The organism is Kitasatospora sp. NPDC114501 (assembly GCF_055633695.1).
On the sequence record NZ_JBVKDS010000001.1, the window covers coordinates 703,999 to 725,151 of the forward strand.

A 21,153-nucleotide genomic window follows, 5' to 3' on the forward strand; every position below is an offset into this window, starting at 1 on the left:
CATGAGAGGGATCAGATGTCGTACTTCTCCGAGTTGGCGCTGCAGTACATCGACGGCGAGTGGCGCAGCGGCAGCGGCTCCTGGGACATCGTCGACGTCGACCCCTACACCGGCGACAAGCTCGCCACCATCACCGTCGCCACCGTCGACGAGGTCGACCTCGCCTACCGCGCCGCCGCGCGCGCCCAGAAGGCGTGGGCCGCCGCCAACCCGTACCGGCGGCGGCTGGTCTTCGAGCGCGCGCTGCGGCTGCTGGACGAGCGCGAGCCGGAGATCGTCGGCGCGATCATGGCCGAACTCGGCGGCACCGCGCTGAAGGCGGGCTTCGAGCTGTCGCTGGTCAGGGACGTGCTGCGGGAGTGCCTGCACCTGTCGGTGGCCTCCGAGGGCCGGCTGCTCGCCTCGCCCGCCCAGGGCCGGGAGAACCGGCTCTACCGGCTGCCGGTCGGCGTGGTCGGTGTGATCAGCCCGTTCAACTTCCCGCTGTTCCTGGCGCTCAAGGCCGTCGCCCCGGCGCTCGCGCTCGGCAACGGCGTCGTTCTCAAGCCGCACCAGGAGACCCCGGTGGTCGGCGGCGGGCTGATCGCGAAGCTCTTCGAGGACGCGGGGCTGCCGCCCGGCCTGCTGAACGTGGTGATCACCGACATCGCCGAGATCGGCGACAGCTTCCTGGAGCACCCGGTGCCCAAGGTGATCTCCTTCACCGGCTCCGACAAGGTCGGCCGGCACGTCGCCACCGTCGCCGCCGCGCACTTCAAGCGGACGGTCCTGGAACTCGGCGGCAACAGCGCGCTGATCGTGCTGGACGACGCCGACGTGGACCACGCCGTGGACGCCGCGGTGTTCAGCCGCTTCATCCACCAGGGGCAGGTCTGCATGGCCGCCAACCGGGTGCTGGTGGACCGCGCCGTCGAGGCCGAGTTCACCGAGAAGTTCGTCGCCAAGGTCGCCTCGCTCACCGTCGGCGACCCGAGGGACCCGGCCACCCACATCGGCCCGCTGATCAACTCCGTCCAGGCCGACGCCCTCTCCGCCCAGGTCGACCAGGCGGTCGCGGCCGGTGCCACCGCGCTGCTGCGCGGCGCCACGGTCGGCAGCCTGATGGCGCCGACGGTGCTCACCGGCCTGGCCGAGGACGCGCCGATCCTGCGCAACGAGCTGTTCGGCCCGGTCGTGCTGCTGGTGCCCTTCGACGGCGAGGACGAGGCCGTGCGGCTCGCCAACGACACGCCGTTCGGGCTCAGCGGCGCGGTGCACACCGCGAACGTCGAGCGCGGCGTGAAGCTCGCCCAGCGGATCGAGACCGGCATGATCCACGTCAACGGCGGCACCATCGCCGACGAGCCGGGCGTGCCCTTCGGCGGCGAGAAGAACTCCGGCGTCGGCCGCCTCAACGGCGAGTCCACGGTGGACGCCTTCACCACCGTGAAGTGGATCTCCGTCCAGCACGAGCGCGCGGTCTTCCCCTTCTGACCGGCCGCCGAACGCACGGGCCTCCCGGCGGCGCCCGCCGGGAGGCCCGTTCTTCCACCCGGCCGGAGGCGTCAGGCGCTGCGCGCAGGCCGGCAGCCGGGCACGGCGATCGGAGATCTGGAACTCGCCCATGCCGGCGTTCTCCCACCGGACGGGCCGGAAGGCCGTCGCCCGCGGGGCGACGGCCTTCCGGTGGGGCGTGCGGGTCAGAAGACCGGCTGGCCGGCGCGGACGAGGCGCCAGGAGTCGGTGAAGAAGTCGGCGGGGTCGATGACGCCCTTGGCCTTCACCCAGGCGATCATGGTGTTGCGGATCTCGTCGGAGTCCGACCAGACCACCTTGGCCTTGGCGACGTGCGGGAAGTTGCCGCCGCCGTTGGCGCGGTAGTTGTTGACGGCGAGGACGAACTCGGCGGCCGGGTCGATCGGCTTGCCCTGGAAGGACAGGTTGACGATCCGCTGCCCCTTCGGCTGGGCGATGTCGATGTCGTAGCTCAGGCCGTAGACCGAGTCGTAGTTGTAGTCCGGGGTGGCCTCGGCACCGGTCAGGGCCTCCTTGTCGACCGGGGCGCCCGGGGCGAGCTGGTTGTAGTACTTGACCGAGTACTCGAGGTAGTCCTTGAGCTGGGCGCCCGTCAGGACGCGGGCCTCCAGGGTGTTCTCGTAGATGTAGAGGCCCGCGGCGTCGCGCAGCTTGACCTGGCCCGACGGGATCAGCGCGGTGCGGTTGAACGGGGCGGCCTGGGCCAGCACCGGGAGCTTGGCGTACTGTCCGCCCGCCAGCGCGGCCTTGACGGCGTCGGCCTGGACCCGGCCGATCAGGTCGATGATCGGGGTGGCCTTGAAGCGGGCGTCGGCGATCGACAGCTCGATCCTGCTGGTGCCGATCTGCTGGTTGACGTACGCGACGACCTTCTTGTGCTGCTCGGCGATCGCGTTGGTGATCTCCGGGTTCTCCGGCACCGTGTTGGAGTTCAGCAGCCGGGCCGAGACCGAGGAGACCTTCCAGGCGCCGCCCGCGAACTCGACCTCGAAGTCGAAGCAGGTCAGCCGCTGGCCGTAGCAGAGCGGCTCGGAGAGCACGACCGTCCGGCCGGTCTTCTTGTTGACGACCAGGCGCTGCGGGATCTCCTTGTGGGCGTGGCCCACCAGCACCGCGTCGATGTCCGGGACGGTCTCCGCCAGCGCGACCGAGGCGTTCTCCGCCCAGGGCAGCTGGTCGCCCCAGGTGGTGGCCTCGTCGCAGCCCGAGTGCGAGGAGACCACGATGACGTCGGCGCCCGCCGCCTTCATCCGCGGTACCCAGGTGGCGGCGGTCTCGACGATGCCCGGGAAGACCATCCTGCCGCTGACGTTGGCCTTGTCCCAGATCGCGATGCCCGGGTTGGTGAGGCCGAGGATGCCGACCTTCACCGGACGGCCGCCGCCCAGGCGCAGCTCCTTGATCACGTACGGCTTGAAGGCCGGCTTCTCGTTCTTCGCGTTCAGCGCGTTGGCGCCCAGCAGCGGGAACTCCAGCTGGTCCTGGTAGGCCTTCAGCAGCGGGATGCCGTAGTTGAACTCGTGGTTGCCGAGCGCCGCGGCGTCGTACTCCATGAGGTTCATGGCGACGGCCATCGGGTGGTCCGGCACGGTGTCGGCCTCGGTGTCGATCGACTCGATCCGGGCGTAGTAGTAGGACAGCTGGGTGCCCTGGATGGTGTCACCGGAGTCGATCAGCAGGCAGCGGTTCCAGCCCTTCTCCTCGCGCACCTGGTTGGCCAGCGTGGAGATCTTGGCGAGGCCGACCGCGTTGTGGCCCTTGTCGGTGTACTCGGCGTCGGTGAAGTAGTCCCAGTTGAGCACCCGGCCGTGCAGGTCGGTGGTGCCCATGACGGTGAAGGCCTGCTTGTGCGGCTGCCGGCCCTTGGCGGCCGCCGTGTCCGGCTGGGCGGCCGCGGCGGAGGGGGCGGCGGCCAGGGCGGCGCCACCGGCCAGGGCGGCGCCGGCGGCGGTGGCGGCGGACCGGGTGACGAAGTCACGGCGGTTCAGGGGCATGGACGACTCTCCCGAGTGGGAACGACGGCGGATCGACCGTCAACTGGCATATTCGTGGACAAAAGTGTGCGTCCACGCGTCGACGCGCGTAGAGGGACGCGCGTAGAAGTGTGCCGTGCGCGCCGGTGTGCTGAACAGCCCCCTGACCTGTCCGAGAGGTGAGATCTTGGCGACTCGGTCGTGACGGGGACGGGGGAGGTCGGGGTGCCAGAGCCGGTCTTCGGGCGGACGGCCGGTCAGGACAGCTCGGCCGCCAGCCGGTCGACCTCGCGGCCCAGCCGGACCGCCGGATCCGGATCGTCCGGCCCCGCCCACGGCTGCCAGGTCCGCGCCCGCAGGTAGCCCGCCACCGCGACCGGCAGCCGGTGCCGGACGATCCGCTCCGCCACCGGGCCCGGACCGGCCGCGCGCAGCGCCGCCAGCAGGGCGTCCACCCCCGCCGAGGACGGCAGCGGCACGGTCTCCAGGTAGGCGGCCAGGGCCACCAGCTCCGGGTCGGGCGCGGGGGCCGGGGGCGGCCCGGGAGCCGGGGCCGGAGACGGGGAGGGCGCCGGGCTCGGAGAGGGGGAGGGGGAGGGGGCGGGGGCCGGGGTCGACAGCTCTGCGGAGACCTCCGGGAGGAGCTCCGAGAGCCCCTCCGAGGACCGCCCGGACACCGCGGACCCGGGCGCCCCCGCCGACCCCCGGCCGGGCGCCGGGGCGGGCGTCAGCAGCGCGCCCGCCCCGTACAGCCCCGCCACCACCGCCGGCCACCAGGCCCCGCCCAGCCCGGCGAAGTGCAGCCCCAGACCGACCGCGCCCCCCGCGCAGCCGACCAGGTTGCGGGCCGACTCCAGGTAACGCAGCACCCGGGAGCCGAACCCGTCACTGGTAGCCACGGATCTCCTCGAACACCCCGTCCAGCGAACCCGTCCCGTCGAACAGCTTGCCGCCGCTCAGGTCCGCGATCCCCTGGAGCTGGCCCACCGCCGCCTCCCCGAACTTGATCGGGAACACCGGGATCGACTTCTCCCCGGCCGGCAGCGCCTCGTGGAAGCGCTTGAAGTCGCCGTCCGTCGCACCGGCGTTGCTCTCCCCGTCCGTCATCAGCACGATCGAGGTGAACCGGTCGTCGGCGGCCGCCGCCTGCTGGCGCTCGATCACCCGGTACGCCTCCTCCAGCGACGAGTACACCGCCGTCCCGCCCGAGGCGGCCAGCGACTGCACGTCCGCGTTGATCGACGCCAGCTCCGCCTGCGGGCCCGGCTGGCTGCCGGTGGCCGGCACCACGTGCGTCCTGGTCCACTTCACCGAGGAGGCGAAGGAGAGCAGGGTGATCTCCTCGCGGTCCCGGAAACGCCGCACCCCGCGGGTGTCGTCCGTCCCCGTCAGCCGGCCCAGCGCGCTCTTCAGCGCGGCGATCCGCGGCCCCTCCATCGAACCGGAGGTGTCCAGCACGTACACCGTCCGGGACGGGCGGCGCAGCTCGTTCTGGTACGCGGCCAGCAGGCCGTCCGCGACCGCCCTGGTGCCCGGGAACGGCAGCTCCCGGCGGCGGTCGGCGGGCAGCCCGGCGGCCGGCGCGACGCCCGCCGTCGCGGGACGGCGCAGCGTGGTGTCGGAGATGCGCTTCTGCACGTCCTCCTTGAGCAGGTACGAGGTCAGCCGCTGGAAGGCGTCGCGCTGGTCCGGCGCGGCGGAGGCCATCAGCGACAGCGGGTAGTCCGCCGACACCACGCCGTCCACCGGCCGCACCACCGTCAGCTGCTGCTGCGCCGGCAGCGTCCTGTTCATCGACAGCAGCACCGACTCGTAGTTCACCAGCGCGCCCACCACGCCCGACTCGGCCCGGGTGTACGCCTGCGCCAGCCAGCCGGACGAACCGGAGGTCAGCTTCTGGCCCTTGAAGAACTGCTTCAGCTGGGGGTTGGCCTTCTGCACGTCCGCGTCGGTCAGCGCCGCACCCGCACCGGAGAAGGCCGAGGCCACCGCGACGAGGGTGGAGAAGCCCGAGTTGGAACGGGACGGGTCGGCCATCCCGTACGGCAGCTTTCCGGCCGCCGCCGCGTCCCCGACCTGCGCCCAGCTGACCTTGGAGCCGTCACCCCAGCCGAGTTCGCCCAGCGCCGAGGAACGCACCCCGATCGCCACCGGCGAGACCATCACCGGGGTCTCGGAGACCACCTTGGACCGGCCGGCCGGATCGAGCCGCAGGTACTGGTTGGAGGGGAACCACACGGCGTCGTACCTGCCGTCGGCCCGTCCCGAGGAGACGGTGTCCGCGCCGTCCAGGGAGCCCGTCCAGGAGAACTGCACGGTCACCCCGGTGGCCTTCCGGGCGTCCTCCAGGACCGGCGCCAGGTCCTGGAGCTCACTGCCGGCCAGGACCCGCAGCACCCCGGGACGGGCCGTCTCGGCGGGCGGGTCGTCGGGGCCGGGGCCGGCCTTGCCGCCGCCGGAGGTGCAGGCGGTCACCGCCGCGAGCGCGGCCGTCAGGGCCACGAGGAGGCGGCCGCGGCGCTTGGTGCGGAGGTCGGGGAGGCTGCGGAGGTCGGGGAGGTCGGGAAGGCTGCGGAGGTTGCGGAGGTTCACTTCACGCTCCCGGTCTTCGCCGCGGTGGTCAGCTTCTTCATGTACTCGAGCGAGGGCACCGGGGCCAGGGCCAGCCCCGCGGCCCGCACGTCCGGGACGAACTTCGGCAGCTTCCCGTTCACCTCGTTCCAGAAGAGGTCCGGCTCGGCGTCCGGGTGCAGGCCGAACCTGGCCTCCAGCCTGCGCAGCTCCGGGCTGTTCACCAGCGCGTCGGCCAGCTTCTGGCCGCCGGGCGTCCTGGCCACCAGGGTGTGGTCCGTCTTGATCGTGGTGCTCGGGTACATCACCACCATGTCGCCGATCTGCTTGCCCTGGATCGGCAGGGCGGCGGCCTGCGACTCGTACGCGAAGACCATCGTGTTGACCCCCGCGCCGAACTCGCGGAACGGACCGTCACTGCTGACCTTCTGCAGCCCCTGGAACCGGTTCGCGTCGTACACGACGCCCTTGACGGCGTTCAGACCCGCGTCGTCGGACACCACCTTCCTGCCGTTCGCGAGGTAGGACAGGATCGCCAGGTACAGGGCGCCCGAGGAGGAGCTCTCCGGATCCGTGGTGGACACGTACATCGTGCCGGTCAGCTCCGGGTGCCTGGACGCGTCCGTCAGCGTCTCCCACTGCCGGCCGCCCTGCTTCAGGGCCTCCACGTACTTGTCCATGTTGAACGTCCAGACACCCGAATCGTTCATGCCGGCGAGGTCGTTGGCCTTCAGCACCTCCGCCACCGGCTGGTGGGTGACGATCACCAGCGGGGAGTAGAACTGCACCCGCGGCGAGTCCTTCTGCGCCCAGTCCCGCTGGATGGCCAGCGCCGGCGCGCTGCTCGCCGGGAAGGCGAAGTCCAGGTTCGGGGTGTTCCTCGCCTGGTCGTCCATCGTCCAGGAACCGGTCGGCTCCGCCTTGACCACCAGGCCCTGCCTCTTCAACTCGGCCTTGACGTCCGGGTGGTCGAAGAAGTCACGTTTCTCCGACCCGATCAGGCCGGTGACCGTGACCAGGTCGGAGTCCTTCTCGGGGGGGACCAGTGCATAGGCCACCCCGCCCAGCAGGGCCAGGGCCGCCACCACGCCCAGTGCGCGTTTCATGCCGAACGCTTCCCCCTCGTCCGCTACTTCGTCCGGGTGGTCGCCCGGCGAGCCCGGGCAGTCACCCGTGGGTGACGAGCGTCCCGCCGGGCGGGGAGCGGGGGCGGAAGCAGCGGTGAACCGGAGGTGAACACCCCTTCACGGAATCGCATCGGGGGGCGGCGCGGGAGGCGTACGGGAGGAGCGCGGGACGGGTGTGGCGCGGGGCGCTCGCACAGCGGTCCGAGGATGTGTCAGATTGTTCAACTCGCCTTGGGGCAACGGTCATCCCGCAGTCCGGACCCGCGTCGTGGTTACGCGCCGGTAATGCCTAGTCTCAGCACTATGCGCCGAGCAAAAATCGTCTGTACCCTCGGGCCCGCCACCGACTCGTACGACCAGATCAAGTCCCTGGTCGACGCCGGGATGGACATCGCCCGACTGAACCTCAGTCACGGCTCGCACACCGAGCACGAGGAACGCTACCGCCGCGTCCGCAAGGCCGCCGACGAGACCGGCCGCAGCGTCGGTGTCCTCGTCGACCTTCAAGGCCCGAAGATCCGGCTCGACACCTTCGCCCACGGGCCCGTACTTCTCGAACGCGGCGACGAGTTCACCATCTCCACCGACAAGGGCGTCGTGGGGGACAAGGACCGCTGCGGAACCACCTACTCCGGGCTCGCCGGCGACGTCGGGCGCGGCGAGCGGATCCTGGTCGACGACGGCCGGGTCACCCTGGAGGTCGTCGCCGTCGACGGGCCGCACGTGCGGTGCCTGGTCATCGAGGGCGGCCTCGTCTCCGACCACAAGGGCCTCAACCTCCCCGGCGTCGCCGTCTCCGTCCCCGCGCTCAGCGACAAGGACGTCGCCGACCTGCGGTGGGCGCTGCGGACCGGCGCCGACCTCGTCGCGCTCTCGTTCGTCCGCAGCGGGCGCGACGTCGAGGACGTCCACCGGATCATGGCGGAGGAGGGGCGGCACGTCCCGGTCATCGCCAAGATCGAGAAGCCGCAGGCGGTGGAGAACCTGGAGTCCGTCGTCGACGCCTTCGACGGGATCATGGTGGCCCGCGGAGACCTGGGCGTGGAGATGCCCCTCGAACAGGTCCCGCTGGTCCAGAAGCGCGCCATCAAGCTCGCCCGCCGCAACGCCAAGCCGGTCATCGTGGCGACCCAGATGCTCGACTCGATGATCAACACCTCCCGCCCGACCCGCGCCGAGGCCTCCGACGTCGCCAACGCCGTCCTGGACGGCACCGACGCCGTGATGCTCTCCGGGGAGACCTCGGTCGGCAAGTACCCGGTCGAGACGGTCAAGACCATGGCCCGGATCGTCGAGGCCGCCGAGAACGACATCCTGGCCGCCGGACTGCCGCCCCTGATCACCGGCAGCAAGCCGCGGACCCAGGGCGGCGCCGTCGCCCGCGCGGCCGCCGAGATCGGCGACTTCCTGCACGCCAAGTACCTGATCGCCTTCACCCAGTCCGGCGACACCGCCCGCCGGCTCACCCGCTACCGCTCACCCATCCCGGTGCTCGCCTTCACCTACGAACCGGCCGTCCGCTCCCAACTCGCCCTCACCTGGGGCGTGGAGACCTTCCTCGGCCCGTTCGCCCCGACCACCGACCAGATGGTCGAACAGGTCGACGCGGCGTTGTTGTCCCTCGGCCGCTGCCAGAAGGGCGACATCGTCGTCATCACCGCCGGCTCCCCGCCCGGCCTGGCCGGCTCCACCAACCTCGTCCGCGTCCACCACGTGGGGACGTTGGACGCCTGAGCGCCACCTCGGCGGCGCGGCCCCGTCCAGGGGGCGCGCCGCTCTCAGTGCTTGGGGCCGATGTGGGCGTCCATGAGGGCGACGGAGTCCTTGCGGGCGACGGAGATGTTGAAGGCGCCGTTGGAGCGTGAGGTGCTTTTCCACTGGACGCCGACGGCGTCGAGGGTGGCGGTGAAGAGGCCGATGATGTCGGCCGAGGTGTTGGTGAAGAAGTACCTCGGGTATTCGTAGCGCTTCTTGACGCCGCCGACCGTGCGGGTCGTCCAGTTGGTGACGCGGCAGCCGTCGGAGTGGATCAGGCCGCGCAGGAACTCCCAGGGGTGGGCGTCCACGATCTCCTGCTGCCACGGTGTGAGGGAGATCGGCCGCAGGTGCTTCGGGCCGGGGCCGTGCTGGGGGAAGAGGCAGGGCCAGTGCTTGCTGGTGCTGACGACGCTCGTGCAGCCGGGCGCCTGCACCCGGTTGACCTTGTTGTGCGGCATGACGGCGGAGACGGCCCGCTCGCACTCGTCGATGAGGCCGGGCCAGGCGTCGCAGCAGGCGATGCGAAGGGCGTGGACCTGGCGACGGCCCTCGCTGATGCAGCCGTCGCCGAGGTAGAGGCCGAGCAGGTAGGTGTAGTCGGCAGGCGGTCGTGAGGGATCGAGTCGGCCGTCACGGACCGGGCACTCCGCCGTCATGCGCGGGCTGGGAGCACCGCCCGATGCCCACTCGCGGATCGCGAACCGGGAGATGCCGGTCGCGCGGCTGACCTGGCTGTAGCTGAGCCCGGAGGCGTGGAGGCCGAGCGCGCGTTGCCGTGTGGCGAGGTCGTACATGCCGCGTCGTCAGTTCTTGGGGCCGATGTGGGCGTCCATGAGGGCGACGGAGTCCTTGCGGGCGACGGAGACGTTGACCTGGCCGGTGGAGCGGGTGATCGACGCCTTCCACTGGACGCCGACGGCGTCGAGGGTGGCGGTGAAGAGGCCGATGCTGTCGGTCGAGGTGTTGGCGAAGAAGTACCTCGGGTACTCGTAGCGGCGGACCACGCCGCCGACCATCTTGGTGGCCCAGTTGGTGATGCGGCAGCCGTCGGAGTGGATCAGGCCGCGCAGGAACTCCCAGGGGTGGGCGTCGACGATCTCCTGCTGCCAGGGCTCCAGGGCTATGGTGCGCTCGTGCTTCTTGCCGGGGCCGTGCTGGGGGAAGCAGCACGGTAGGTGTTCTGAGTGCACCTTGAGGTTATGGGAGCCGGGGCGTCGAACGCGGCAAGGGGTGAGAGTGGGGAAGACCTGCCTCATGGCCGCCTCGACGGCTTGTTCGCGCACGGAGAGTTTGTGCATATGGCCGAGCGTGCTCGAGAAGCTCGCCATCGTTGGGCGGATGCTCGAAACTTCACTCGAACCGATGAAGATCGCCAACCATCGCCTGACTGGCAAGCTCCTTCGATTTGAAGGAAAGGTGCCCCGAGTGGGATTCGAACCCACACTGTATGGTGTTTGAGACCATTGCCTCATGCCAATTGGGCTATCGGGGCCTACGATTTGAAGGCGACTGCCTTGCCGTCGTGTCTCAAACATACCGTGTCTAGGTACCCTCGTGCATGCAGTACCCCGCCGGAACTAGGAGCCCCGTGAGCACCGCCGACGAGCAGGCGCAGCCGCTTGAGACCGACATGCCCCAGATCACCCGGATTGTGATCGCCGAGGACGAGGCGCTGATCCGCCTCGACCTGAAGGAGATGCTGGAGGAGGAGGGGTACACCGTCGTCGGTGAGGCCGGGGACGGGGAGACGGCGGTGCGGCTCGTGGAGGAGCTGAAGCCGGACCTGGCGATCTTCGACGTGAAGATGCCGGTCCTCGACGGGCTGTCGGCCGCCGAGCAGATCCACGAGAAGCACCTGGCCCCCGTGCTGATGCTGACGGCCTTCTCGCAGCGGGAGCTGGTGGACCGGGCGCGGGACGCCGGGGCGATGGCGTACATCGTGAAGCCGTTCTCGAAGGCGGACCTGGTGCCGGCGATCGAGATGGCGGTGTCCCGGTACGCGGAGATGCGGGCGCTGGAGAAGGAGATCGGGGATCTCAGCCAGCGGCTGGAGACCCGGAAGCTGGTGGACCGGGCGAAGGGCGTTCTGCAGACCAAGTTCGGGCTGAACGAGCCGGCGGCCTTCCGGTGGATCCAGAAGACGTCGATGGACCGTCGGATGACGATGGCGGCGGTGGCCGAGGCGGTCATCGAGGAGGGCGAGGCCCAGGACCGCAAGAAGGCGGAAGAGGGCAAGTCCGAGTAGGGCACGCGCGAAGGGCCCGGCAGAGCGTTTCTGCCGGGCCCTTCCGCATGCGTCCGGGCGTCAGTCCTCGCCGAGGTAGGCCTTGCGGACGGACTCGTCGTGCAGGAGGTCGGCTCCCGTCCCGGAGAGGACGATGCGGCCGGTCTCCATGACGTACCCCTGGTCGGAGAGCGAGAGCGCCGCCTGGGCGTTCTGCTCGACCAGCAGGATGGTCGTACCGGAGGCCTTCAGCTCCACGATGGTGGACATGATCTTCTGCATCATCAGCGGGGACAGGCCCATCGAGGGCTCGTCCAGCATGAGCAGCTTGGGCTGGGACATCAGGGCCCGTCCCATCGCGAGCATCTGCTGCTCGCCGCCGGAGAGCGTTCCGGCGGCCTGCTTGCGGCGTTCGCCGAGGATGGGGAACAGGCCGTAGGCCCGTTCGACGTCCGCGGTGATGCCGGCCGCGTCGGTGCGCAGGAAGGCGCCGAGGAGGAGGTTCTCCTCGATGGTCATCCGGGGGAAGATGTGCCGTCCCTCGGGGGAGTGGGCGAGGCCGAGGGCGACGATCTTGTGGGCGGGGACGGTCGAGAGGTCCTGGCCGTCGAAGGTGATCCGTCCGGCGGTGGGCTTGAGCAGGCCGGACAGGGTGCGCAGGGTGGTGGTCTTGCCGGCGCCGTTGGTGCCGATGAGGGTGGTGACCTCGCCCTGGGCGACGGTGAAGCTGATGCCCTTGACCGCTTCGATCTTGCCGTAGGAGACGCGGAGGTCCTGGACTTCGAGGAGTGCTGTCACTGGTCGGTCTCCGTAACGTTCTCCGGGACGGCCGGGCTGGTGCCTTCGAGCGGGGCGCCCAGGTAGGCGGTGATGACGCGTTCGTCGTTCTGGACGGTCTCGCGGTCGCCCTCGACGATCTTCTGGCCCTGGACGAGCACCGCGGTGCGGTCGCAGAGGTTGAAGATGAAGCGCATGTCGTGCTCGATGACGAGGACGGAGATCCCCTTGTCGCGGATCGCGAAGACGAGTTCCTCGGCGGCCCGGGTCTCCTGGGGGTTCATGCCGGCGGTGGGTTCGTCGAGCAGCAGCAGGCCGGGTTCGGAGGCGAGGGCGCGGGCGATCTCCAGCTTGCGCTGCTCGCCGTACGGGAGGTTGCGGGCGAGGTGGTCGGCCTTGTCGGCGAGGCCGGTGAACGCCAGGAGTTCCATGGCCCTCTCGCGGCTCTCGGCCTCGGCGCGGTGGTAGCCGGGGCCGCGCAGGATGGCGGAGAAGATGCCTTCCCTGGTGCGGGTGTGCCGGCCGACCAGGACGTTCTCCAGGACGGTCATGTTGGCGAACAGCCGGATGTTCTGGAAGGTGCGGGCGATGCCGGCCTGGGTGACCAGGTGGGGCTTGGGCGGCAGCAGGGTGTCGCGGTAGCGGACGGCGCCCTCGGTGGGGACGTACAGGCCGGTGAGGCAGTTGAAGAAGGTGGTCTTGCCGGCGCCGTTGGGGCCGATGAGACCGATGATCTCGCCCTCTCCGACGGTCAGGGAGACGTCGTTGACCGCGGTGAGGCCGCCGAAGCGCATGGTGACGCCGGTGACTTCGAGCAGGGGTACGGCGGTGGTGGTCATCGGGTCGGTCACGCCCCTGCCTTGGTGAGTGCGGTCGGCTCGCCGGAGGCCTGGGCCGGGACGGCGGCCTCGTGGAACTCCAGCTGCTGGCGCCGGTTGGGGATGAGGCCCTCGGGGCGCACCCGCATCAGGACGATGAGGGCGGCGCCGAAGGCGAGGAGCTGGTAGTCGGCGAGGAACTCGAGCTTCTTCGGGATGAGGAAGAGCAGGGTGGCGCCGGCCAGCGGGCCGCTGATGGTGCCCATGCCGCCGAGGATGACCGCGGCGAGCAGGAAGGCGGAGTTCGGCGGGAGGGCCTCGGCGAAGGTGTACTGGTCGGGGGTGACGGTGTAGCTGACGTGGGCCTGGACGGTGCCGGCGAGGCCGGCCAGCAGGGCGCCGAGGGCGAAGGCGAGCAGTTTGAGCCGGAAGCCGTTGATGCCCATGGCCTCGGCGGCGGTCTCGTCCTCGCGGATGGCGACCCAGGCGCGGCCGATGCGGGAGTTGCCGACCCGGGCGAAGACCAGCACGACCAGGGCGGTGACCAGCAGCATCAGCAGGTAGTAGTTGGAGAAGCGGCCGAGTTCGACGCCGAGCACGGTGTGCGGCTTGCCGAGGTCGAAGCCGAGGATCTGCAGGTCCGGGATGCGCGGGATGCCGTTGGAGCCGTTGGTGACCTTGGGTCCGGTGGTGCCGTTGAGGTTGAGCATGGTGATGCGGAAGATCTCGCCGAACCCGAGGGTGACGATGGCGAGGTAGTCGCCGCGCAGCCGCAGGGTGGGAGCGCCGATCAGCACGCCGAAGACCATCGAGACGACGGCGCCGGTGAGCATCGCGGCCCAGAACGGGAACTGGACGTGGATGGGGGAGGCGGGGGAGCCGGAGACCAGGGCGGCGGCGTAGGCGCCGACGCCGAGGAAGGCGACGTACCCGAGGTCGAGCAGGCCGGCCAGGCCGACGACGATGTTGAGGCCGAGGGCGACGGTGGCGAAGATCAGGATGTTGGTGGCGACGGAGGTGTACTGGTCGCTGGTCTGGGTGAACGGGAAGCTGGCGGCGGCGGCGAAGGCGGCGCCGGTGGTGACCGGGCGGTGCTTGACGGTCAGCGCGCGCAGCCGGGCGAGCAGGCCGGCCCTGGACAGGGCGGGGACGGCGAGGGCGGCGAACAGCAGGTAGCCGGTGAAGAGTTCGCCGTACTCGGTGTCGATGCCGAAGGTGATCGCGAACAGTCCGAGCCCGAAGGCGAGGACGATCAGCAGCACCTCGAGCCAGGAGGGGAGGGGGCGCGGCGCGGCCAGCGGGCGGTCGGTCCGGCCCAGCCGGATCGTGCTGTTGGCGAGGTGGCCGAGCTGGAGCAGCAGGACGGCGCCGGCCGCGATGGCGAGGCCGCCGGCCAGGGCGGTCATGACCGGGGCGACGGGCTTGTCCTGGGGGATGGCGTGGGCGGCGAACCAGGCGGCGGGGGCGACCGGGACGAGCACGAAGAGGCGCTTGTCGAGGATCCGCAGCGGGACGGCGGTGCGGCGGTCGAGCGGCAGGCCGAGGGCGCCGAGGACGCTGATCAGGCCGCCTGCGAGGAGCACCCAGCCGCCGGGTTCGAGGTTGGCGAGGCCGCCGGGGTCGAGCTCGACGGAGATCGAGGTGACCGAGTAGACGGCGAGGGTGAGGGCGCCGGTGGCGGCGTACAGGACGGCGTTGTTGCTGCGGGCGGGGGCGGCCCAGCGCAGGCCGGGGACGCCCTGGCCGGCGAGCAGCAGGACCAGGGTGAGCAGGCCGGCGGCGAGGGCGAGCCACTGGAGGCCGGCCGGGGAGCCGTAGTACGTGAGGTCGCCGGGGAACTCGGAGGTCCAGGTCCAGGACATGGCGGCGGAGGCCGTGGTGGTGAGGGCGCCGAGTGCGGTGACGGCCGTGGCGGCGCGGGCCGGCAGCGGGATGACCGGGGTGGTTTCGGTGGTGGTGGTCATGGTGGTCACGCCCTGTCCGCGACGCGCTCGCCGAGCAGGCCCTGGGGCCGGATCAGGAGGACGAGGATGAGGAGAACGAAGGCCCAGACGTCCTTCCAGGCGCCGCCTCCGAAGAGGTGCATGCCGGGCAGGTGCTGGACGTAGCCGGTGGCGAGGGCTTCGGCGAGGCCGAGGGCGAGGCCGCCGAGCATGGCTCCGTAGATGTTGCCGATGCCGCCGAGGACGGCGGCGGTGAAGGCCTTGAGGCCGAGGATGAAGCCCATCCGGAAGTCGACCTGGCCGCTGCGCAGCCCGTAGGCGACGGCGGCGACGGCGGCGAACGCGGCGCCGATGGCGAAGGCCATGACGATGATGCGGTCGGTGTCGATGCCCATCAGCTTGGCGGTGTCCGGGTCCTGGCTGGTGGCCTGCATGGCGCGTCCGGAGCGGGTGCGGGTGACGAACCAGCCGAGGGCGAGCATGCACAGCGGGGCGGCGATGATCAGGAAGAGGTCGCTGCGCTGGATGGTGACGGAGCCGAGGCTGAACGGGTCGCCGGGGAGCTTGGGGAAGACCCGGGCCTTCTTGGCGTCCGGGTAGAAGGAGAAGACGAGTTGCTGGAGGAGGATGGAGAGCCCGATGGCGGTGATCAGCGGGGCCAGCCGGGGGGCGGTGCGCAGGGGGCGGTAGGCGAAGCGTTCGGCGGCGACGGCGGTGAGGGTGGAGACCAGGATGCCGGCGATCAGCATGAGCGGCAGGGCCAGCCACAGGGTGGTGCCGCCGGGGAGGGCGAGGTAGGCGGTCAGGGCGCCGAAGCCGCCGACCATGACGATCTCGCCGTGGGCGAAGTTGATGAGCTGGACGATGCCGTAGACCATCGTGTAGCCGATCGCGACGAGCCCGTAGAGGGCGCCGAGGATCAGGCCGTTGGCCAGCTGCTGCGGTAGGTCGTGCACCGCTGGGCCTCCGTAGTGCGTTCGGGGGTGTCCGCGTGGGTGGTGGATGTGGGTGCGCGCGGGGGCACTCGTGGCGCCCCCGCGCGTGGTGTGGTGGTGAAGTGGGGCTTCTGACAGTGGTGGTGACTGAGCGTCAGCCCTTGAAGGTGCCGGACTTCTCCACGGCCCACTTGCCGTCCTTGACGGTGTAGACGGTGAGCTGCTTGTTGGTGGTGTCGCCGAACTCGTCGAAGGAGACCTTGCCGGTCACGCCGTCGAAGGTGACCTTCTGGACGGCGTCGCGGACGGCCTTGCGGTCGGGGACCTTGCCGTTGTTGTCCTTCACGGCCTGCTTGACGCCCTGGATGATGGCCCAGGCGCTGTCGTAGGAGTAGCCGCCGTAGGTCTCGTAGGCGTCCTTGTAGCCGGCCGTCTTGTAGTCGGCGATGAACTTCTTGGCGGTGTCGAGGGTTTCGACCGGCAGGCCGACGGCGGTGGCGTAGTCGCCCTGGCTCTTGGGGTTGAGCTTGATGAAGTCGCCGCTCTGGATGCCGTCGCCGCCCATCAGGGGGATGTTGGCGCCGGCCTCCTTGAGCTGGAGGGAGAGCGGGCCGGCCGCGGGGTACTCGCCGCCGTAGTAGACGGCCTCGGCGCCGGAGCTCTTGACCTTGGTGACGATGGCGGCGAAGTCGCGGTCGTCGGGGTTGACGTGCTCCTCGCCGACCAGGGTGCCGCCGAGCCTGGTGAACTCGCCCTTGAAGGTGCCGGCGAGGCCGGCGCCGTAGGTCTTCTGGTCGTCGATGAGGAAGACCTTGGTCTTCTTGGCGTCGGTGTAGAGGAACTGGGCGGCGAACGGGCCCTGGACGGCGTCGGTGGTGGCGGTGCGGAAGTAGGACGTGAAGGGGCGCTTCTTCTCGCCGCTGGCCCACTTCTCGCCCTGGCTGAGGGCGACGCCGGTGTTGGCGGGGGAGATCTCGACGAGGCTGGCGTCGTCGAAGATCTGCTGCATCGACTGCGCCACGCTGGAGTTGAGCGGGCCCACGACGCCGAGGACCTTGGAGTCGCCGACCAGCTGGGTGGCGTTCTGCTGGCCGGGGGCGGGCTTGCCGGTGTCGTCCAGGGCCTTGATCTCGAACTTGACGCCGGGGACCTCGTTGCTCTCGTTGGCCTTCTTGATGGCGAGGTCGACGGAGTTGCGGATGCCGAGGCCGAGGGCGGAGAGGTCGCCGGTGAGCGGGGCGTCGACGCCGATGACGACGGTGGTGGAGGCGGAGTTGCCGCCGCCGTCGCCGCCCTTCTTCTCTCCGCGGGAGCCGCAGGCGGTGAGGCTGAGGGCGCCGATCACGGCAATGCTCACGACAACTGCTGAACGGTGACGCACGAGGGTCCCCTTCGGTTCAGGAGGCGCCCGCGCCGGAATGGCGGGAGCCGGAGTGCGCGGAGGGCCTGGCCCAATCGAATGGCGCGGTGACTGGCCGTGACTCTAGATGCCGTTGGGCGGCTCTGGCAGTGCTGAGGGCAGGCTGTGATTCTCTTGTTATGAGCACACGGAGCATTTGTCTCACCATGTGGTCGTTCCGGCTCGATCCATCCCGCGATGTCAGGTGTTTACTTGCTGGTAGGGGGATGTAAGGCCCAGAAATGCGGGTTGCAGCTGGCAGCGTCGATTATCGGACGCTCATGTCCGATGCTCTGGTTTCGGCCTTGAGCGTCCGGATTGCGGACGTCAGGGGCGCTGCCAAGTCGTTCCGTGGCACCTGAAGGCCTCGGAACCGGCAATTGATCGGATTTCCTACTTGTTACGTAGCGTCACATGTGTGGGATGTGGATCGCCCGCGCCCGGACATGCGAAAGCCCCCTTGTCCAGACCAACGCCTGCCCAGGGTGGCGGAGGGTCAAACAAGGGGGCAGAAAAGGGACTTGGTGATATCGGCGGTGAACTCGAAGAAGCAGTACGGACGTTGAAGTGGGGAGGTGTCTGCGGCTAGAGGTCGCGCAGCATGCAGGTCAGCCGGCAGCTGGTGATCCGCCGGCCGGTGTCGTCGGTGACCGCGATCTCGTACGTGGCGGCGGTGCGGCCCTTGAACACGGCCGTCGCCACCCCGGTCACCAGGCCGGAGGTGGCCGAGCGGTGGTGGGTGGCGTTGAGGTCCACGCCGACCGCGTAGCGGCCCGGTCCGGCGTGCAGCATCGCGCCGATCGAGCCCAGCGTCTCGGCCAGCGCCGCCGACGCGCCGCCGTGCAGCAGCCCGTACGGCTGCTGGTTGCCCTCCACCGGCATGGTGCCGACCACGCGGTCGCCGGAGGCCTCGACGATCCGGATGCCGAGCTTCTCGCCGAGGTGGCCGCCGGAGAAGGTCTCCGGGCTGACGCCGAGCTTGGCGAAGTGGTCCAGCACGTCCTGCGGGACGTTCAGGACGGGGGCGGTGTCGGGCGCGGTGTCGGGGGCCGCATCGGTCATGGGGGGAACTCCTGCCGCTGGGGAAAGCTGGGGAATGCCGGGTGGCGCCGGCGTGGTGTCGCCTGTGATCGTACGACCGTCCTACTCACAGGTAGCAGCTGCGGAGGGACCGGCGCGGCGTCCTTTTTGTCGGTGCCGGGCCATAGGATCGGTGGCCGGTAGTGGAATCGGCAGGAACGGACGTTGACGTGGCTACGCAGAGTACGGACAAGGGCGCGACGGGTGGCGGCGGGGCCGGCCCGCGGCCCCGGCTGATGCTGCTCGACGGGCACTCGATGGCCTACCGGGCCTTCTACGCCCTGCCCGTGGAGAACTTCAACACCTCCACCGGCCAGCCCACCAACGCGGTCTACGGCTTCGCCTCGATGCTCGCCAACACCGTGCGCGACGAGCAGCCCACCCACCTCGCCGTCGCCTTCGACCTCTCCCGGCAGACCTTCCGCTCCGTCGAGTTCCCCGACTACAAGGCCAACCGCGCCAAGACGCCGGACGAGTTCCGCAGCCAGGTCGGCCTGATCGGCGAACTGCTCGACGCCATGAACATCCCCCGGCTCACGGTCGAGGGCTTCGAGGCCGACGACATCATCGCCACCCTGGCCACCGCCGCCGAGGCGGCCGGCTACGACGTCGACATCGTCACCGGCGACCGCGACTCGCTCCAGCTGGTCACCGACCACGTCACCGTGCTCTACCCCACCAAGGGCGTCTCCGAGCTCACCCGCTTCACCCCGGAGAAGGTCACCGAGAAGTACGGCGTCACCCCGCGCCAGTACCCGGACCTCGCCGCGCTGCGCGGTGACCCGTCGGACAACCTGCCCGGCATCCCCGGCGTCGGCGAGAAGACCGCCGCCAAGTGGGTCAACCAGTTCGGCTCCTTCGACGAACTGGTCTCCCGCGCCGACGAGGTGAAGGGCAAGATCGGCGAGAAGCTGCGCGACCACCTCGACTCGGTCAAGCGCAACCGGGTGCTCACCGAGCTGGTCCGCGACGTCCAACTCCCACTCGGCGTCGCCGACCTGGACCGCAAGCCGTTCGACAAGGACGCCGTCGGCACCCTGATGGAGTCGCTGGAGTTCCGCAACGCCAACTTCCGCGACCGCGTCTTCGGCATCGACCCGTCCGCCGGCGAGGCCGAGGCGGAGGCCGAGCTCGCCCCCGGCGTCGAGGTCGACGGCGAACTCCTCACCGACCCGGGCACCCTGGCCGCCTGGCTGGCCGAGCACGCCTCCGACGGCAAGACCACCGTCGCCCTCGCCGCCGTCTACCAGTGGGCGCTCGGGGCCGGCGAGGTCACCGAAGTCGCCCTCGCCGCCGGGGAGTCCGCCGCCTGGTTCGACCCGGCGCTGCTCGCCGAGGAGGACGAGCAGGCCTTCACCCGCTGGCTCGCCGACGCCACCGCCCCCAAGGCCCTGCACATCGCCAAGCAGGTGATGCGCGCCTTCGCCGAGCGCGGCTGGACGATCGAGGGCGTCGTCGCCGACACCGCGCTCGCCGCCTACCTGGAGAAGCCCGGCCGCCGCACCTTCACCCTGGAGGTGCTCGCCGAGGAGTACCTGGCCCGCTCGCTCACCCCCGCCCCCGCCGCCGAGAGCGGCCAACTCGCCTTCGACGCGCCGGAGGAGGACGAGACGGCCGCCGCCCAGTCGCTGATGCTCCAGGCCCGCGCCGTGCTCGACCTCGCCGCGCTCTTCGACACCCGCCTCGGCGAGGTCGGCGCCGCCGAACTGCTGCACGACATGGAACTGCCCATCGCCGCCCTGCTGGCCCGGATGGAGCGCTACGGCATCGCCGCCGACCGCGAGTGGCTCACCGGCCTGGAGGCGCAGTTCGCCGCCGAGATCCAGCGCGTGGTGGAGGAGGCGCACGCCGCCGCCGGGCACGAGTTCAACCTCGGCTCGCCCAAGCAGCTCCAGGAGATCCTCTTCGGCGAACTCGCCCTCCCCAAGACCAAGAAGATCAAGACCGGCTACACCACCGACGCCGACGCGCTCACCTGGCTGGCCACCCAGACCGACAACGAGCTGCCGGTCATCCTGCTGCGCCACCGTGACCAGGCCAAGCTGCGCACCACCGTCGAGGGCCTGCTCAAGACCGTCTCGCCCAAGGGCCGCATCCACACCACCTTCAACCAGATGGTCGCCGCCACCGGCCGGCTCTCCTCGCAGGACCCGAACCTGCAGAACATCCCCGTCCGCACCGAGGAGGGCCGCGCCATCCGCCGCGCCTTCGTCGTCGGCGAGGGCTACGAGTCGCTGCTCACCGCCGACTACTCGCAGATCGAACTGCGGATCATGGCGCACCTCTCCGGGGACGAGGCGCTGATCGAGGCCTTCGCCACCGGCGAGGACCTGCACAACACCGTCGCCTCCCAGGTCTTCGAGGTGCCGCGCGCCGCGGTGGACGCCGAGATGCGCCGCAAGATCAAGGCGATGTCCTACGGCCTGGCGTACGGGCTGTCCGCGTACGGGCTCTCGCAGCAGCTCGGCATCAAGCCGGCCGAGGCCCAGGGCCTGATGGACACCTACTTCGAGCGCTTCGGCGGCGTGCGGGACTACCTGCGCAGGGTCGTCGACGAGGCCCGGGCGACGGGCTACACCGAGACGCTGCTCGGCCGCCGCCGCTACCTGCCGGACCTCAACAGCGACAACCGCCAGCGCCGCGAGATGGCCGAGCGGATGGCCCTCAACGCCCCGATCCAGGGCTCGGCCGCCGACATCGTCAAGATCGCCATGCTCCGGGTGGACGAGGCGCTGCGCGCGGCCGGCCTCACCTCCCGGATGCTGCTCCAGGTGCACGACGAAATCGTGCTGGAGCTGGCCCCGGGCGAGCGCGAGCAGGTCGAGGCCCTCGTCCGCGAGCAGATGGCGGCCGCCTACCCGCTGCGCGCCCCGCTGGACGTCTCGGTCGGCGTCGGCCCGAACTGGGAGGCCGCCGCGCACTGACGGCACTCCTGTCGAACGGGCCCGGACGCGCGGAGCATTCGGGCCCGCTGCCGTCCCGGCCCGGGGCGGCTGGTCGGCTCGCAGGGAAATCGGCCCGTACGCCGGGTCA

At 70.5% G+C, this 21,153-nt stretch carries 15 protein-coding genes, 1 tRNA gene and 1 pseudogene; 4 read left to right on the forward strand and 13 right to left on the reverse strand.

The window, feature by feature from the left end; translation table 11 throughout:
* Nucleotides 1-15: 15 nt before the first annotated feature.
* Nucleotides 16-1,473 (forward strand): aldehyde dehydrogenase family protein, encoded by a 1,458-nt coding sequence (locus ACZ7RU_RS03275; RefSeq protein ID WP_470339233.1) that lies wholly within the window; start codon nucleotides 16-18, stop codon nucleotides 1,471-1,473.
* A gap of 206 nt (nucleotides 1,474-1,679) precedes the next feature.
* Here ACZ7RU_RS03275 and ACZ7RU_RS03280 read toward each other — a convergent pair whose 3' ends face one another.
* The 4 genes from ACZ7RU_RS03280 to ACZ7RU_RS03295 all read right to left on the reverse strand — a co-directional run bounded on the left by ACZ7RU_RS03280 (nucleotide 1,680) and on the right by ACZ7RU_RS03295 (nucleotide 7,165).
* Nucleotides 1,680-3,509, reverse strand: a complete 1,830-nt coding sequence (locus tag ACZ7RU_RS03280; protein ID WP_470339234.1) for a bifunctional metallophosphatase/5'-nucleotidase — start codon at nucleotides 3,507-3,509, stop codon at nucleotides 1,680-1,682.
* 236 nt (nucleotides 3,510-3,745) lie between these two features.
* Nucleotides 3,746-4,387, reverse strand: a complete 642-nt coding sequence (locus tag ACZ7RU_RS03285) for a hypothetical protein (protein ID WP_470339235.1) — start codon at nucleotides 4,385-4,387, stop codon at nucleotides 3,746-3,748.
* A complete protein-coding gene (locus ACZ7RU_RS03290; RefSeq protein ID WP_470339236.1) occupies nucleotides 4,374-6,080 on the reverse strand; it encodes a VWA domain-containing protein in 1,707 nt (568 codons plus the stop codon). The genes ACZ7RU_RS03285 and ACZ7RU_RS03290 overlap by 14 nt, the downstream gene beginning before the upstream one ends.
* The gene (locus tag ACZ7RU_RS03295; RefSeq protein WP_470339237.1) at nucleotides 6,077-7,165 is read right to left on the reverse strand and encodes a substrate-binding domain-containing protein; all 1,089 of its coding nucleotides are present in this window, start codon (nucleotides 7,163-7,165) and stop codon (nucleotides 6,077-6,079) included. Before ACZ7RU_RS03295 ends, ACZ7RU_RS03290 begins: the two co-directional genes overlap by 4 nt.
* Before the next feature lie 324 nt (nucleotides 7,166-7,489).
* On the opposite strand from ACZ7RU_RS03295, the gene pyk reads away from it, so the two are divergent.
* Nucleotides 7,490-8,920, forward strand: coding sequence for a pyruvate kinase (gene pyk, locus ACZ7RU_RS03300; protein ID WP_470339238.1), 1,431 nt, complete (start codon nucleotides 7,490-7,492; stop codon nucleotides 8,918-8,920).
* Between the two features lie 44 nt (nucleotides 8,921-8,964).
* Here pyk and ACZ7RU_RS03305 read toward each other — a convergent pair whose 3' ends face one another.
* The 3 genes and pseudogenes from ACZ7RU_RS03305 to ACZ7RU_RS03315 form a co-directional block, all read right to left on the reverse strand.
* A complete protein-coding gene (locus ACZ7RU_RS03305; RefSeq protein ID WP_470339239.1) occupies nucleotides 8,965-9,738 on the reverse strand; it encodes a transcriptional regulator in 774 nt (257 codons plus the stop codon).
* Nucleotides 9,739-9,747: 9 nt separating this feature from the next.
* Nucleotides 9,748-10,209: pseudogene (locus ACZ7RU_RS03310) on the reverse strand (helix-turn-helix domain-containing protein); the annotation flags it as partial.
* 152 nt (nucleotides 10,210-10,361) lie between these two features.
* Nucleotides 10,362-10,436 (reverse strand) — tRNA-Leu (locus ACZ7RU_RS03315).
* 138 nt (nucleotides 10,437-10,574) lie between these two features.
* Between ACZ7RU_RS03315 and ACZ7RU_RS03320 the strand changes: the two genes are divergently transcribed.
* A complete protein-coding gene (locus ACZ7RU_RS03320) occupies nucleotides 10,575-11,189 on the forward strand; it encodes an ANTAR domain-containing response regulator (RefSeq protein ID WP_470339312.1) in 615 nt (204 codons plus the stop codon).
* 60 nt (nucleotides 11,190-11,249) lie between these two features.
* Here ACZ7RU_RS03320 and ACZ7RU_RS03325 read toward each other — a convergent pair whose 3' ends face one another.
* The 6 genes from ACZ7RU_RS03325 to ACZ7RU_RS03350 form a co-directional block, all read right to left on the reverse strand.
* Entirely contained in the window at nucleotides 11,250-11,966 is a 717-nt protein-coding gene (locus ACZ7RU_RS03325; RefSeq protein WP_470339240.1) for an ABC transporter ATP-binding protein, read from the reverse strand.
* On the reverse strand, nucleotides 11,963-12,784 hold the full coding sequence (locus ACZ7RU_RS03330; RefSeq protein WP_470339313.1) for an ABC transporter ATP-binding protein: 822 nt from the start codon (nucleotides 12,782-12,784) through the stop codon (nucleotides 11,963-11,965). The genes ACZ7RU_RS03325 and ACZ7RU_RS03330 overlap by 4 nt, the downstream gene beginning before the upstream one ends.
* Nucleotides 12,785-12,792: 8 nt before the next feature.
* Nucleotides 12,793-14,727, reverse strand: a complete 1,935-nt coding sequence (locus ACZ7RU_RS03335; protein ID WP_470339241.1) for a branched-chain amino acid ABC transporter permease — start codon at nucleotides 14,725-14,727, stop codon at nucleotides 12,793-12,795.
* A gap of 5 nt (nucleotides 14,728-14,732) precedes the next feature.
* A complete protein-coding gene (locus tag ACZ7RU_RS03340; protein WP_470339242.1) occupies nucleotides 14,733-15,662 on the reverse strand; it encodes a branched-chain amino acid ABC transporter permease in 930 nt (309 codons plus the stop codon).
* A gap of 133 nt (nucleotides 15,663-15,795) precedes the next feature.
* Nucleotides 15,796-17,022, reverse strand: a complete 1,227-nt coding sequence (locus ACZ7RU_RS03345) for a branched-chain amino acid ABC transporter substrate-binding protein (protein ID WP_470339243.1) — start codon at nucleotides 17,020-17,022, stop codon at nucleotides 15,796-15,798.
* A 603-nt stretch (nucleotides 17,023-17,625) separates the two neighbouring features.
* A complete protein-coding gene (locus ACZ7RU_RS03350; RefSeq protein ID WP_470339244.1) occupies nucleotides 17,626-18,102 on the reverse strand; it encodes a PaaI family thioesterase in 477 nt (158 codons plus the stop codon).
* Between the two features lie 254 nt (nucleotides 18,103-18,356).
* Here ACZ7RU_RS03350 and polA point away from each other — a divergent pair, with 254 nt between their 5' ends.
* Nucleotides 18,357-21,044 (forward strand): DNA polymerase I, encoded by a 2,688-nt coding sequence (polA, locus tag ACZ7RU_RS03355; RefSeq protein WP_470339314.1) that lies wholly within the window; start codon nucleotides 18,357-18,359, stop codon nucleotides 21,042-21,044.
* Nucleotides 21,045-21,153 lie beyond the last annotated feature (109 nt).